Raw genomic sequence first — 15,877 nt, forward strand, 5'->3', positions numbered from 1 at the left:
TCGGATGAACGACGACGTGCGTCGTGCGTTCACCGACCGCCTGCGCGGTGCGCAGGAGATGAACGCGCTCTCGAAGGTGCGCCCCGCGTCCCGCGCGTTCCGGCGGCTCGTCCGCGACGTGGAGCGGTGGGAGGGGGCGAACGGGGCGACCCGTTGGTCCCGGGAGCTCCGGGTCCGTGCGCTCGTGGGCGAGGCCGCCTGTGCCTACGCGCTCACGGGGAGCGTGGACGCGGGCCGAGACGTGCTGGCGACCGCGCAGGCTGCGGCAGGCCCATTGGACGGCCGGCTCCGTGGCCTGGTCCACGGCCAGCACGGCGTGCTCCTGCTCCGCTCGGGCGACAGCAAGGCGGCGGTCCGTCCGCTCACCGTGGCGATCGATCTCGCGGACCCTTCCGACCACCGTGACCTGACGGTCCTGAGCCTGAACCGCGGGTCGGCGCTCGTCGACCTCGGCGTCATGGACGCGGCGCTCGCCGACTACGAGCGCGCGCTGGAGCACGCGCGAATGCTCGGCAACGATTACTACGTCTCCTTCGCGATGCACAACATCGGGTTTATGCACCACGTGCAGGGCGACATGCCGGCGGCCCTGAAGTTCTTCGACGACTCCGTGGCGTACCTGCCGGAAGGGCCGGACGGCATCGCGCTCGTCGGGAGAGCTCGCGTGCTGTACGAGGTCGGTCTGCTCTCCGAGGCCGAGGTCGCGCTGGAGGAGGCGGCGTCCCTCCTTGCCGAGGACGGGCTGGCCCAGGAACGCGCGGAGGCGCTGCTCGACCGCGCCCGGTGCCTGGTGGGACTCCGTCGGTACGACGACGCGCGGGCGCTCGCGGGCCAGGCCCGCCGGCTGTACGTGCGGTCGGGCAACACCACGTGGAGCCTGTACGCCCGCGTCGTGGAGCTGGAGGCCATGCTCGCCGCGGACCGTACGGAGCAGGTGACGCGCTCACGTCTGTCCCGGCGCGTCGACCTCGCGCTCGAGGTCGCGCGTGAGGGCGACGCCCGCGGCGCGGTCGCACGGTTCGGAGTCAGCGTGCCGGCCCGGCTCCAGGCCGCGGAGTGGTCGATCCTCGCGGGCCGCCTGGACCACGCCCAGGACGTCCTCGCCGAGGTCCGGCGGCTCCCCGAGTGGGCCCCGTTCCCTGTCCGGGTGCAGCATCAGGTCGTCCGCGCCCAGCTGGCGTTCGTCCGCGGTGACCGCCGCAACGGGGTCCGTGCGGTCCGGCACGGTCAGCGAGCCATCGCCGAGCACCGTGCGAGGCTCGGGTCGGTCGACGCGGTGACGGCGACGGCGGTCCACGGCGTGCGGCTCGGGAACCTGGATGTCGACGCGGCGCTCGGCACGGGCAGGCCGGCCGACGTCTTCGACGCGGTGGAGCGAGGGCGCGCGACGTTCGCGGGATCCGGGCGCGTGCGGCCACCAGCCGACCCGGAGCTGGCCGCGCTGCTCACCGCCGCGCGCCGCGAGGTCGAGGCGGCGCGGGACATCGGGTCCGACGGCGAGGGCGCGGCCCAGCTTCGGCGCCAGCAGCACCTGCGAGAGGCGAGGCGGCTCCAGGACGAGGCGCGGCGACGGTCCTGGCGGCACGAGGGCGAGGCCGGCACCCCGACACCGACGACGACGCGCGAGCTGCGGTCGGTACTGACCGACAGCGGGTCCGGGGCGGTCGTCGCGGACCTGGTGCTCTCGGGCGCCGACGTGATGGCGGTCAGGGTGTCGCGTGACGGCTCACGTCTCGTCCGCCTCGCGCCGCTCGCAGAGGTCGCCGAGCGGGTGCGGCGGGCACGCGCGGACTTCTCCGTGCTCGCCAACGCCCTCATCCCCGTCCCGATGCGGACCGCGGCCGTGTCGTCGCTCCAGCGTTCGTTGACCTGGCTCGACGACGCGCTGATCGCTCCGCTCGCGGCAGAGGGCGACCTCCACGTCGCGGCGCGGAACCTCCTGCTCGCCGTGCCGTGGGTGTCCCTGCCGTCCAGGAAGGGACGCCGGACCTGGGCGAACTCGTGGGTCGACCTGCAACAGGGCCTCCCTGTCCGTCGCCTGGGCGAGGCGCTCGTCGTGGCGGGACCGGGCCTGCGGTTCGCGGCCGCAGAGGCGAAGCTCGTGGCGGGCGTGTGGGACGACGCGCACCTGATCTCGGGGGAGGAGGCGACGTGCGCGGCGGCGGTCGAGAAGCTCCCGAGCGCAGGCGTTGTCCACCTCGCGGCGCACGGCACGCACGACATCGACAACCCGCTGTTCTCGTCGCTCCGTCTTGCAGACGGGCCGCTGTTCGCCCACGAGCTCGACGGCATCGACCTGAGAGGGGTGGTCGTGGTCCTTTCGGCGTGCGAGGTGGGCCTGTCGACACCGCGCATCGGCGGGGAGTCGCTGGGGCTCACGAGCGTCCTGCTGCGACTGGGCGCGCGAGCGGTGATCGCCAGCGTCGCCCCGCTGCGCGACGACGTCGCAGCGCGGGTCATGCCGGCGCTTCACGCCGAGCTGCGCGACGGCGCGATGCCCGGGACGGCGCTCGCACGCGCGGTCGCCGACGAGCCCGAGCCTGTGCCCCTCGTCTGCTTCGGCCCGCTCGTTGTCGAGGCCGGCGATGTCGTCGCTCCCTCGTAGAACGCGACGTCCGTCCGTCCGCAGCCGCGTCGCACGTCATGTCGTCCCAGGCTCTGGACGCCCTCTTGATGAGGGCACCGCGGCGCCCATACCCTCGCGTCGCCGCAGAAGCGGCATCTATCACGATCTGGGGGAATTCATGAATCGCCACCTCGCTCGAGTGCTCGCGTCCGCCGCCGTCGCGGCCGCCGTCACCTTCACCCTCGCGACCGGCGCGTCCGCGGCGGGTACGCTGCCGACGCCGTACGGCCAGCCCCTCGACCGGTCGGCGAGCGTCCCGGTCCTCCTGCCGACGCCGTACACCCAGCCCCTCGACCGGTCGGCGAGCGTCCCGGTCCTCCTGCCGACGCCGTACTCGACGCCGCTCAGCAAGGCCGTCCCGTTGACGTTGGGTGCCACGTCTACGACTGCCGTCTGAACGAGGCCGACGTCCCAGCCCGTCGGAGCGGGCCGGGGCGTCATCCTGCTCCGACCTCGGTTTTGGACCACGCGCCGTCGTCCCGTACGATGGTCGCGTACCCAAGACCGCCGGTCGTCCGACGCTGCCCGCAGACTCCTCTGCAGGACGTGAAGGCCGAAGTCCCACCACGAGGTGGAGGCCAGCGCAGGTAGCGAATCGACGACGTCCGCCCGGCCCCGCCGTGCGAGCGACACCGAGCCCCGCGCCTGCGCGGGGCTCTTTCTCGTTCCGGGGCCATACCGGTGGTACCACCACCGGAAGGATTGCCATGGCGAGGCCGGACAAGGCAGCCGCAGTCGTCGAGCTCTCGGACAAGTTCCGCGACTCGAACGCTGCCGTGCTGACCGAGTACCGCGGGCTCACCGTCGCGCAGCTCAAGCAGCTGCGTCGGTCGCTCAGCGGCAACGCAACCTACGCCGTGGTGAAGAACACGCTGACCGCCATCGCGGCCAAGGAGGCCGGTGTCGAGGGACTCGACGCCGACTTGCAGGGCCCGTCGGCCATTGCCTTCGTCACCGGGGACCCGGTCGAGGCAGCCAAGGGTCTGCGTGACTTCGCCAAGGCGAACCCCGCGCTGGTCATCAAGGGCGGTGTCCTCGACGGGCGCCCCCTGACCGCAGCGGAGGTCACGAAGCTCGCGGACCTCGAGTCCCGCGAGGTCCTGCTGGCCAAGGCGGCCGGCGCGATGAAGGCCAAGCTGTTCCAGGCCGCGTACGTCTTCACCGCGAACACCGCCCAGGCAGCCCGCGTCATCGATGCCCTGCGTCAGAAGCAGGAATCGGAGGGCGCTGCCGCCTGATCCCGTCCCGGTCCTCAGGACCGGCGCGTGATCACGACAGCGCAAGCACACACCCCGCTTCTGGCAGGCCCGCCACGGGCCGTGGCCGAGCACCAACCGAAAGGAACGCCATCATGGCGAAGCTCAGCACCGAAGAGCTCATCGAGCAGTTCAAGGACCTCACCCTCATCGAGCTCAACGAGTTCGTGAAGGCCTTCGAGGAGACCTTCGAGGTCACCGCGGCCGCTCCCGTCGCCGCTGCCGCCCCGGCCGCCGCCGGTGGCGCCGCTGCCGAGGAGGTCGAGGAGAAGACGGAGTTCGACGTCGTCCTCGAGGCCGCCGGCGACAAGAAGATCCAGGTCATCAAGGAGGTGCGCGCGCTCACGTCCCTCGGTCTCAAGGAGGCCAAGGACCTCGTGGACGGCGCCCCGAAGCCCGTCCTGGAGGGCGCGACCAAGGAGGCCGCGGACAAGGCCAAGGCTGCCCTCGAGGGCGCCGGCGCCACGGTCACCGTCAAGTGATCTCGCCGGTCCCGTCCTGACGGGACCGGTCGGAACGCCGCACGAGGCCCGCACCCCGCACGGGGTGCGGGCTTCGTCGTGTCCGGAGACGTGGCGGGCCGCGTGCGGCCCGTCGTGCCTGCTGCGGCGCGCGCGGAGCGCGGACCGGCTTCCCGGATGGACGTGGTGTGTGCCACCATGTGCGGGTCGACGATGCATCAGCACAGGACAGCGGAGCCGACGATCGGCCGGGCACCTGCCCGGAGAGCGTGCGGCGGGCGACGAGGCCCGCCGGAGGAGTACCGGGCAGGGTGCCGGACGGCGCCGGGTCGAGCCCGGCAGGTCGGTGCGCGGTCGGGGTGGACGTGCACGCTCGTAGGGGGTATGCTAACGCTTTGCGCTGTCCTGTGCCCACGATCTCAGATACCCCCGACCCCCTCGACGACGTACGTGCGCGTCCGCGAGGAGTCGTGGCGGCGGTGATCGCGACCAGCCGGGCGGTGCAGCGTTCTTTCGATCTGCAGGGAAGGACCCCTCTTGGCTGCCTCGCGCACCCCTTCTGCTCCGTCCGCCGACGCCATCGCGAACCGCACCGCTTCTCGGCGCGTCTCCTTCGCCAAGATCTTCGAGCCCCTCGAGGTCCCCGACCTGCTGGGCCTCCAGACCGAGAGCTTCGACTGGCTCCTCGGCAACGAGGCGTGGCAGGCCCGCGTCGCCGCGGCGAACGCGGCCGGACGCCAGGACGTCCCCGCGACGTCCGGGCTCGAGGAGATCTTCGAGGAGATCTCACCGATCGAGGACTTCGGCTCCTCGATGTCCCTCTCGTTCTCCAACCACCGTTTCGAGCCGCCGAAGTACACGGCCGACGAGTGCAAGGAGAAGGACTTCACGTACGCCGCGCCGCTGTTCGTCACCGCGGAGTTCGTCAACTACAACACCGGTGAGATCAAGAGCCAGACCGTCTTCATGGGCGACTTCCCGCTCATGACCGCGCGCGGCACCTTCATCATCAACGGCACCGAGCGCGTCGTCGTGTCGCAGCTCGTCCGCTCGCCGGGCGTGTACTTCGAGCGCACGGCCGACAAGACGAGCGACAAGGACATCTTCTCCGCGAAGATCATCCCGTCGCGCGGCGCCTGGCTCGAGTTCGAGATCGACAAGCGCGACGCCGTCGGCGTGCGCGTCGACCGCAAGCGCAAGCAGTCCGTCACGGTCCTTCTCAAGGCCCTCGGCCTCACGGAGTCCGAGATCCGCGAGGAGTTCTCGGACCTCCCGTCGGTGCTCGACACGCTCGAGAAGGACCACGTCCACACGCAGGACGAGGCGCTCGTCGACCTCTACCGCAAGATCCGCCCGGGCGAGCCGCCCACGGTCGAGGCCGGCCGCGCGCTGCTCGAGAACTTCTACTTCAACCCGAAGCGCTACGACCTCGCGAAGGTCGGCCGCTACAAGGCGAACAAGAAGCTCGGCATCGACGCGCCGCTGACCGACTCGACGCTGTCCGTCTCGGACGTCGTCGCGACGATCAAGTACCTCGCGGCCCTGCACGCCGACCACGCGACCATCCCCGGCAAGCGCGCCGGCGAGGCCGTGGACGTGCGCGTCGAGACCGACGACATCGACCACTTCGGCAACCGTCGCATCCGCGCCGTCGGCGAGCTCATCCAGAACCAGGTCCGCACGGGCCTGTCCCGGATGGAGCGCGTCGTGCGCGAGCGCATGACGACGCAGGACGTCGAGGCGATCACGCCGCAGACGCTGATCAACATCCGCCCGGTGGTGGCGTCGATCCGCGAGTTCTTCGGCACGTCGCAGCTCTCGCAGTTCATGGACCAGAACAACCCGCTCGCGGGCCTGACGCACAAGCGTCGCCTCTCCGCGCTCGGCCCGGGTGGTCTGTCCCGCGACCGCGCCGGCATGGAGGTCCGTGACGTCCACCCGTCGCACTACGGCCGCATGTGCCCGATCGAGACCCCTGAGGGCCCGAACATCGGCCTCATCGGCTCGCTCGCGTCCTACGGTCGGATCAACCCGTTCGGGTTCATCGAGACGCCGTACCGCAAGGTCACGAACGGCAAGGTCACCGACCAGGTCGAGTACCTGACCGCCGACGACGAGGACCGTCACGTCATCGCCCAGGCGAACCAGGTGCTCGAGGCCGACGGCTCCTTCGCGGACGAGCGCGTGCTCGTGCGCACGAAGGGCGGCGAGGTCGAGATCGTCCCCGGCGCGCAGGTCGACTACATGGACGTCTCGCCGCGCCAGATGGTGTCGGTCGCGACCGCGCTCATCCCGTTCCTCGAGCACGACGACGCCAACCGCGCCCTCATGGGTGCGAACATGCAGCGCCAGGCCGTGCCGCTGGTCCGTTCCGAGGCCCCGCTCGTGGGCACCGGCATGGAGTGGCGTGCCGCGGTCGACGCCGGTGACGTCATCGTCGCGACCAAGCCCGGCGTGGTCACCGAGGTCTCCGCGGACCTCGTCGTCGTCGCGAACGACGACGCGACCACCACGAGCTACCGCGCCGCGAAGTTCCGCCGCTCGAACCAGGGCACGAGCTACAACCAGCGCGTGCTCGTCGACGAGGGCCAGCGCGTCGAGGTCGGCTCCGTCCTCGCGGACGGCCCGGCGACGGACGAGGGCGAGCTCGCGCTCGGCCGCAACCTCCTCGTGGCGTTCATGTCGTGGGAGGGCCACAACTACGAGGACGCGATCATCCTCAGCCAGCGTCTCGTGCAGGACGACGTGCTCTCCTCGATCCACATCGAGGAGCACGAGGTCGACGCGCGCGACACCAAGCTCGGCCCCGAGGAGATCACGCGGGACATCCCGAACGTCTCCGAGGACGTCCTGGCAGACCTCGACGAGCGCGGCATCATCCGCATCGGTGCCGAGGTTGGCGCGGGCGACGTCCTGGTCGGCAAGGTCACGCCGAAGGGCGAGACCGAGCTGACCCCGGAGGAGCGCCTGCTCCGTGCGATCTTCGGCGAGAAGGCGCGCGAGGTGCGCGACACGTCGCTCAAGGTGCCCCACGGCGAGTCCGGCACGGTCATCGGCGTGCGCGAGTTCAACCGCGAGGACGGCGACGAGCTGCCCGCCGGCGTGAACCAGCTGGTGCGCGTCTACATCGCGCAGCGCCGCAAGATCACGGACGGCGACAAGCTCGCCGGTCGTCACGGCAACAAGGGCGTCATCTCCAAGATCCTGCCCGTCGAGGACATGCCGTTCCTCGAGGACGGGACGCCGGTCGACGTCGTCCTCAACCCGCTCGGTGTCCCCGGTCGCATGAACGTCGGCCAGGTCCTCGAGACGCACCTCGGGTGGATCGCGAAGCAGGGCTGGGACATCAGCCTCGCCGAGGACACCGTCAGCAAGGACGGCTCGAGGTGGAAGACCCACGTGCCGGACATCGCGGCGTCGTCCGAGCCCGGCCGGCCCGTCGCCACCCCGGTGTTCGACGGCCTCCAGGAGGACGCGCTCACGGGCCTGCTCTCCTCGACGATCCCGAACCGCGACGGCGACCGCATGGTCGGCGGCGACGGCAAGGCGCGTCTCTTCGACGGCCGCTCCGGCGAGCCGTTCCCGGAGCCGGTGTCGGTGGGCTACATGTACATCCTCAAGCTCCACCACCTGGTCGACGACAAGATCCACGCGCGCTCGACCGGCCCGTACTCGATGATCACGCAGCAGCCGCTGGGTGGTAAGGCGCAGTTCGGTGGTCAGCGCTTCGGCGAGATGGAGGTGTGGGCCCTCGAGGCGTACGGCGCGGCCTACACGCTGCAGGAGCTCCTCACCATCAAGTCCGACGACGTCCCCGGCCGCGTGAAGGTCTACGAGGCCATCGTCAAGGGCGAGAACATCCCCGACTCGGGCATCCCGGAGTCCTTCAAGGTGCTCCTCAAGGAGATGCAGTCGCTGTGCCTGAACGTCGAGGTGCTCTCGAGCGACGGCGTCCAGATCGAGATGCGGGAGTCCGACGACGACGTGTACCGCGCCGCGGAGGAGCTCGGCATCGACCTGTCGCGGCGTCCGAACGCCGCCGCGAGCGTCGACGAGATCTGATCTCGGGCAGGCGGGAGCGTCGGCCCGGTCCCACGACCGGGCCCCGCTCCCGCCCCTCCCCGCACCCCATTCGTTCCACCCCGTCTTGATGAAGCCGACGGCGACGGTCCCCCCGGCGGGACCGCGCCCCGGCAGACGAAGGAAGTAGGACACCTTGCTCGACGTCAACGTCTTCGACGAGCTGCGCATCGGCCTGGCAACGGCCGACGACATCCGTGCGTGGTCGCACGGTGAGGTCAAGAAGCCCGAGACCATCAACTACCGCACGCTCAAGCCCGAGAAGGACGGACTCTTCTGCGAGAAGATCTTCGGCCCCACCCGGGACTGGGAGTGCTACTGCGGCAAGTACAAGCGCGTGCGCTTCAAGGGCATCATCTGCGAGCGCTGCGGCGTCGAGGTGACGCGCTCGAAGGTCCGCCGTGAGCGCATGGGTCACATCGAGCTCGCCGCGCCCGTCACGCACATCTGGTTCTTCAAGGGCGTGCCCTCGCGCCTCGGCTACCTGCTCGACCTCGCCCCGAAGGACCTGGAGAAGGTCATCTACTTCGCGGCGTACATGATCACGTCGGTCGACGACGAGGGTCGCCAGGAAGACCTCCCGAACCTCCAGAACGAGATCGACCTGGAGAAGAAGGAGATCTCGGACGCCCGCGACAACGACATCAACGCCCGCGCCACCAAGCTCGAGGCCGACCTGGCCGAGCTCGAGGCCGAGGGTGCCAAGGCCGACGCGCGCCGCAAGGTCCGCGACTCGGCCGAGCGCGAGATGACGCAGATCCGCAAGCGCGCGGACGCCCAGCTCGACCGTCTCGACCAGGTCTGGGACCGCTTCAAGAACCTCAAGGTCGCCGACCTCGAGGGCGACGAGATGCTGTACCGCGCCCTCCAGGACCGCTACGGCACCTACTTCGAGGGCTCGATGGGCGCCGCGGCGATCCAGAAGCGTCTCCAGGACTTCGACCTGGAGGCCGAGGCGAACTCGCTGCGCGAGACCATCCGCTCCGGCAAGGGCCAGCGCAAGACGCGCGCGCTCAAGCGCCTCAAGGTCGTCAACGCGTTCCTCACGACGACCAACTCGCCCACGGGCATGGTGCTCGACGCCGTCCCGGTCATCCCGCCGGACCTGCGCCCGATGGTGCAGCTCGACGGTGGCCGCTTCGCGACGAGCGACCTGAACGACCTGTACCGCCGCGTGATCAACCGGAACAACCGCCTCAAGCGCCTGCTCGACCTCGGTGCGCCGGAGATCATCGTCAACAACGAGAAGCGGATGCTGCAGGAGGCCGTCGACTCGCTGTTCGACAACGGCCGCCGCGGTCGCCCGGTCACGGGCCCCGGCAACCGTCCGCTGAAGTCGATCTCCGACATGCTCAAGGGCAAGCAGGGTCGTTTCCGTCAGAACCTGCTCGGCAAGCGCGTCGACTACTCGGGCCGTTCGGTCATCGTCGTCGGCCCGCAGCTCAAGCTCCACCAGTGCGGCCTGCCCAAGCAGATGGCGCTCGAGCTGTTCAAGCCGTTCGTCATGAAGCGGCTCGTGGACCTCAACCACGCGCAGAACATCAAGAGCGCGAAGCGCATGGTCGAGCGCGCGCGCCCGGTCGTGTGGGACGTCCTCGAAGAGGTCATCACGGAGCACCCGGTCCTGCTGAACCGTGCGCCGACGCTGCACCGCCTGGGCATCCAGGCGTTCGAGCCGCAGCTCGTCGAGGGCAAGGCGATCCACCTGCACCCGCTCGTGTGCGCCGCGTTCAACGCGGACTTCGACGGCGACCAGATGGCCGTCCACCTGCCCCTGAGCGCGGAGGCGCAGGCCGAGGCCCGCATCCTCATGCTCTCGAGCAACAACATCCTCAAGCCGTCGGACGGCCGTCCGGTGACCATGCCCTCGCAGGACATGATCATCGGCCTGTACCACCTGACGAGCGACAAGACCGGTGCCGAGGGCGAGGGTCGCGCGTTCTCGTCCGTCGCCGAGGCGATCATGGCCTTCGACCAGGGCTCGCTCGATCTCAACGCCCCGGTGAAGATCCGCACCACGGACCTCGTCCCGCCGGTCTCCGGCTTCGAGGCGCCCGAGGGCTGGGAGCAGGGTCAGCCGATCCTGTTCGACACCACGCTCGGTCGTGCGCTGTTCAACGAGACGCTGCCCGTCGACTACCCGTACGTGAACTCGGTGGTCGACAAGAAGCGCCTCTCGGCGATCGTCAACGAGCTCGCCGAGCGCTACCCGAAGGTCGAGGTCGCCGCCTCGCTCGACGCCCTCAAGGCCGCCGGCTTCCGCTGGGCGACCCGCTCGGGCGTCACGATCGCGATCTCCGACGTCGCCACCCCGGTGGAGAAGGCCGAGATCCTCGAGCAGCACGAGGAGCGCGCGCTCAAGGTCCAGCAGCAGTACGACCGTGGTCTCATCACGGACGACGAGCGCCGTCAGGAGCTCATCGAGATCTGGACCCAGGCGACGGACAAGGTCGCGTCGGTCATGCGTGAGAACCTCGAGGCGAACGACCGCAACACGGTCTACCGCATGGTCGGCTCGGGTGCCCGTGGTAACTGGATGCAGGTCCGTCAGATCGCCGGTATGCGCGGTCTCGTGGCGAACCCGAAGGGCGAGATCATCCCGCGCCCGATCAAGTCCAACTACCGCGAGGGCCTGTCCGTCCTCGAGTACTTCATCGCGACGCACGGTGCCCGCAAGGGTCTGGCGGACACCGCTCTGCGGACCGCCGACTCGGGCTACCTCACGCGTCGTCTCGTGGACGTCTCGCAGGACGTCATCGTCCGCGAGGAGGACTGCGGCACGGAGCGCGGCCTGACGATGCCGATCGCCGAGGAGCTCGCGGGCCTCCTCGTCCGCCACCCCAAGGTGGAGACGAGCGTGTACTCGCGGACCCTCGCGTCCGACCTGGTCGACGCCGACGGCAACGTCATCGGCAAGGCCGGCGACGACGCGGGCGACGTCCTCATCGACGCCGCCGTGGCGGCGGGCGTGCGCGAGGCGAAGGTCCGCTCCGTCCTCACGTGCGAGTCGCGCGTCGGCACGTGCGCCAAGTGCTACGGCCGGTCGCTCGCGACGGGCAAGCTCGTCGACATCGGCGAGGCCGTGGGCATCATCGCGGCCCAGTCGATCGGTGAGCCGGGCACGCAGCTGACGATGCGTACGTTCCACACCGGTGGTGTGGCCTCGGCCGACGACATCACGCAGGGTCTGCCGCGTGTCACGGAGCTCTTCGAGGCCCGCACCCCCAAGGGTGAGGCGCCCATCGCGGAGTTCCCGGGCCGCATCACGATCGACGACTCCGAGCGTTCGCGTCGCCTCGTGCTGACGCCGGACGACGGCTCGGAGGAGATCGCGTACCCGGTGACCAAGCGTGCACGCCTGCTCGTGCAGGACGGCGACCACGTCGGCGTCGGCATGCAGCTCGTGCAGGGTGCGGTGGACCCGAAGAAGGTCCTGCGCATCCTCGGCCCGCGTGCCACGCAGAAGCACCTGGTGGACGAGGTCCAGGAGGTCTACCGCTCCCAGGGCGTGGACATCCACGACAAGCACATCGAGGTCATCGTGCGGCAGATGCTGCGCCGGATCACGGTCCTGGACTCGGGCGACGCCCCGCTGCTCCCGGGCGAGCTGGCCGAGCGCGGCCGGTTCGAGGACGCGAACCGTCGCACCGTGGCGGAGGGCGGCCAGCCGGCCTCCGGCCGTCCGGAGCTGATGGGCATCACGAAGGCGTCGCTCGCGACCGACTCGTGGCTCTCGGCCGCCTCCTTCCAGGAGACGACCCGCGTGCTCACCGAGGCGTCGATGAGCGGTCGTCGTGACCCGCTGCTCGGCCTCAAGGAGAATGTCATCATCGGTAAGCTCATCCCGGCCGGTACCGGTCTTCCCCGGTACACCAAGGTCACGGTCGAGCCCACCGAGCAGGCCAAGACGGAGCTCTACCCGAGCTTCGGCTACGACGAGATCGACTTCCCGGCGCTCGGCATGGGCTCCGGCGAGGCGATCCCGCTCGAGGACCTGGACTTCGGCGACTACCGCTGACGTCCCGGCTGTGACGGTGCCCGACGGCGCGACGCGAGTCGCGCCGTCGGGCACCTGTCGTTGTGCCTCCCTGGGTACTTTGACTCTCTGCGCCAGGCCAGGTACCCTGGTCAACTGTGCCCGCGCCGTCGGGCCCTCCGTGGTAGTTCCGGACGGGCCGATGTGAGTGCCCGGGCATTCCGGATCCGGTCCTCGTGGCGCCTCGCGCCGCAGGGCAGGAGATGGACCATCGGGCCGGTGGTAGGTGGCTGCTGCAGCGTGTCGAGCGCTGCGGGTGCCTCGTGCGATCGGCTCCACCAGCCAGCACGACCACCACCGGGGATAGCCCCGGTACAGCTCGAGAAGACACGGAGACGTAGTGCCTACGATCCAGCAGCTCGTCCGCAAGGGGCGGACCTCGAAGGTGGGGAAGTCCAAGACTCCCGCCCTCAAGGGTTCCCCGCAGCGGCGCGGTGTGTGCACCCGCGTGTACACCACCACCCCGAAGAAGCCGAACTCCGCGCTGCGCAAGGTCGCTCGCGTGAAGCTCTCCTCCCAGGTCGAGGTCACGGCCTACATCCCCGGCGTCGGCCACAACCTGCAGGAGCACTCCATCGTGCTCGTCCGCGGTGGTCGTGTGAAGGACCTCCCGGGTGTGCGCTACAAGATCGTGCGCGGCGCGCTCGACACGCAGGGCGTGAAGAACCGCAAGCAGGCCCGCAGCCGCTACGGCGCCAAGAAGGAGAAGAGCTGATGCCTCGCAAGGGCCCGGCCCCGAAGCGGCCGCTCATCGTCGACCCCGTCTACGGGTCGCCCGTCGTCACGCAGCTCATCAACAAGGTGCTGCTCGACGGCAAGAAGTCCACCGCCGAGTCGATCGTCTACGGCGCCCTCGAGGGCGTCCGGGCGAAGACCGACGGCGACCCGGTCGTCGTCCTCAAGCGCGCGCTCGAGAACGTGCGCCCCGCGCTCGAGGTCCGCTCGCGCCGCGTCGGCGGTGCGACGTACCAGGTCCCCGTCGAGGTGCGCCCCACGCGTTCCACGACCCTCGCGCTGCGCTGGCTCACGGACTACTCGCGCGCCCGTCGCGAGAAGACCATGACCGAGCGCCTCATGAACGAGATCCTCGACGCGAGCAACGGCCTCGGTGCCGCGGTCAAGCGTCGCGAGGACATGCACAAGATGGCGGAGTCCAACAAGGCCTTCGCCCACTACCGCTGGTAGTCCGCCCGACCGGCCCCGTGGACTCACGTCCCCGGGGCCGTCGGCGGGTCTCCGGCCGGCCACCCCGGTCCGAGCAGCGCCCCCGACTCAACCCACCTAGCGAGGGAAACAGACCGTGGCACTTGACGTGCTCACCGACCTGAACAAGGTCCGCAACATCGGCATCATGGCCCACATCGATGCCGGGAAGACCACGACCACCGAGCGCATCCTGTTCTACACCGGTGTGAACTACAAGATCGGTGAGACGCACGACGGCGCGTCGACGATGGACTGGATGGAGCAGGAGCAGGAGCGCGGCATCACGATCACGTCGGCCGCGACGACCTGCTACTGGAAGAACAACCAGATCAACATCATCGACACCCCGGGTCACGTCGACTTCACGGTCGAGGTCGAGCGCTCCCTGCGCGTGCTCGACGGCGCCGTCGCGGTGTTCGACGGCAAGGAGGGTGTGGAGCCGCAGTCGGAGACGGTGTGGCGCCAGGCCGACAAGTACAACGTCCCGCGCATCTGCTTCGTCAACAAGATGGACAAGCTCGGCGCGGACTTCTACTTCACGGTCGACACCATCGTGAACCGCCTCAAGGCGAAGCCGCTGGTCATCCAGCTGCCGATCGGCTCCGAGAACGACTTCACCGGCGTCGTCGACCTGCTCGAGATGAAGGCGCTCGTCTGGCACGGCGAGACGAAGCTCGGCGAGGCGTACGACACCGAGGAGATCCCCGCGGACCTCCAGGAGAAGGCCGAGCAGTACCGCGCGGAGCTCGTCGAGGCCGTCGCCGAGGCGGACGACGAGCTGCTCGAGAAGTTCCTCGGGGGCGAGGAGCTGTCGATCGCCGAGATCAAGTCCGGCATCCGCAAGCTCGTCATCGCCGGCGCGGCCTTCCCGGTCCTGTGCGGCTCCGCGTTCAAGAACAAGGGCGTCCAGCCCATGCTCGACGCGGTCATCGACTACCTGCCGTCGCCGCTCGACGTCCCCGCGATCGAGGGCCACGACGTCAAGGACGAGGAGAAGGTCGTCGAGCGTCACCCCGACGCCACCGAGCCGTTCTCCGCGCTCGCGTTCAAGGTCGCGACGCACCCGTTCTTCGGCAAGCTCACCTACGTCCGGGTGTACTCGGGCAAGGTCGCGCAGGGCGCCCAGGTGCTCAACTCGACCAAGGGCAAGAAGGAGCGCATCGGGAAGCTCTTCCAGATGCACTCCAACAAGGAGAACCCGGTCGACGACGCGACGGCTGGTCACATCTACGCGTTCATCGGCCTCAAGGACGTCACGACGGGTGACACGCTGACCGACCCGGCGAACCCCGTCATCCTCGAGTCGATGACGTTCCCCGAGCCGGTCATCGACGTCGCGATCGAGCCGAAGACGAAGGCCGACCAGGAGAAGCTCTCGACGGCGATCCAGAAGCTCGCCGAGGAGGACCCGACGTTCCGCGTGAAGCTGGACGACGAGACCGGCCAGACCGTCATCGGCGGCATGGGCGAGCTACACCTCGACATCCTCGTCGACCGCATGCGCCGCGAGTTCAAGGTCGAGGCGAACGTCGGCAAGCCGCAGGTCGCGTACCGCGAGACGATCCGCCGCACGGCGGAGAAGATCGACTACACGCACAAGAAGCAGACCGGTGGTTCCGGGCAGTTCGCGAAGGTCCAGGTGACCTTCGCACCGCTCGACACGTCCGAGGGCGAGCTCTACGAGTTCGACAACGCCGTCACCGGTGGTCGCATCCCGCGCGAGTACATCCCGAGCGTCGACCAGGGCATCCAGTCGGCGATGCAGCACGGCGTCCTCGCGGGCTTCCCGCTCGTGGGCGTCAAGGCCACGCTGATCGACGGCGCCTACCACGACGTCGACTCGTCCGAGATGGCGTTCAAGATTGCCGGCTCGATGGTCCTCAAGGAGGGCGTCAAGCGGGCGGACCCGGTTCTGCTGGAGCCGGTGATGGCGGTCGAGGTGCGTACGCCCGAGGAGTACATGGGCGACGTCATCGGCGACCTGAACTCACGTCGTGGAATGATCCAGTCCATGGAGGACGCGACGGGTGTGAAGGTCGTCCGGGCCCACGTACCGTTGTCAGAGATGTTCGGGTACATCGGTGACCTCCGGTCGAAGACCCAGGGTCGTGCCGTGTACTCGATGCAGTTCGACAACTACGCCGAGGTTCCTCGGAACGTTGCCGAAGAGATCATCAAGAAGACCCGGGGCGAGTGAGACCCCACAGGTCGT

At 69.5% G+C, this 15,877-nt stretch carries 9 protein-coding genes; all 9 read left to right on the forward strand.

What is annotated here, in order from left to right; translation table 11 throughout:
- The first annotated feature begins 4 nt into the window (after window positions 1–4).
- Window positions 5–2,605 carry a CHAT domain-containing protein gene (locus AC4H2G_RS01165; protein WP_494363939.1) on the forward strand — a complete coding sequence of 867 codons (2,601 nt, stop codon included), beginning with the start codon at window positions 5–7 and terminating at the stop codon, window positions 2,603–2,605.
- A gap of 139 nt (window positions 2,606–2,744) precedes the next feature.
- Window positions 2,745–3,023, forward strand: coding sequence for a hypothetical protein (locus tag AC4H2G_RS01170; protein ID WP_494363940.1), 279 nt, complete (start codon window positions 2,745–2,747; stop codon window positions 3,021–3,023).
- A gap of 310 nt (window positions 3,024–3,333) precedes the next feature.
- Window positions 3,334–3,864 carry a 50S ribosomal protein L10 gene (rplJ, locus tag AC4H2G_RS01175; protein ID WP_251153528.1) on the forward strand — a complete coding sequence of 177 codons (531 nt, stop codon included), beginning with the start codon at window positions 3,334–3,336 and terminating at the stop codon, window positions 3,862–3,864.
- Window positions 3,865–3,977: 113 nt separating this feature from the next.
- Entirely contained in the window at window positions 3,978–4,364 is a 387-nt protein-coding gene (gene rplL, locus AC4H2G_RS01180) for a 50S ribosomal protein L7/L12 (RefSeq protein WP_494363941.1), read from the forward strand.
- A 516-nt stretch (window positions 4,365–4,880) separates the two neighbouring features.
- Window positions 4,881–8,405: a DNA-directed RNA polymerase subunit beta gene (gene rpoB, locus AC4H2G_RS01185; protein WP_494363942.1), complete on the forward strand. Its 3,525-nt coding sequence runs from the start codon at window positions 4,881–4,883 to the stop codon at window positions 8,403–8,405.
- Between the two features lie 154 nt (window positions 8,406–8,559).
- A complete protein-coding gene (locus tag AC4H2G_RS01190) occupies window positions 8,560–12,441 on the forward strand; it encodes a DNA-directed RNA polymerase subunit beta' (RefSeq protein ID WP_494363943.1) in 3,882 nt (1,293 codons plus the stop codon).
- 358 nt (window positions 12,442–12,799) lie between these two features.
- On the forward strand, window positions 12,800–13,174 hold the full coding sequence (rpsL, locus tag AC4H2G_RS01195) for a 30S ribosomal protein S12 (RefSeq protein ID WP_021479869.1): 375 nt from the start codon (window positions 12,800–12,802) through the stop codon (window positions 13,172–13,174).
- Window positions 13,174–13,644: a 30S ribosomal protein S7 gene (gene rpsG / locus AC4H2G_RS01200; protein ID WP_251153532.1), complete on the forward strand. Its 471-nt coding sequence runs from the start codon at window positions 13,174–13,176 to the stop codon at window positions 13,642–13,644. Before rpsL ends, rpsG begins: the two co-directional genes overlap by 1 nt.
- Window positions 13,645–13,759: 115 nt before the next feature.
- Window positions 13,760–15,862, forward strand: coding sequence for an elongation factor G (gene fusA / locus AC4H2G_RS01205; protein WP_494363944.1), 2,103 nt, complete (start codon window positions 13,760–13,762; stop codon window positions 15,860–15,862).
- Window positions 15,863–15,877: the final 15 nt, after the last annotated feature.

It is taken from the genome of Cellulosimicrobium sp. BMG9.23, from assembly GCF_059159985.1.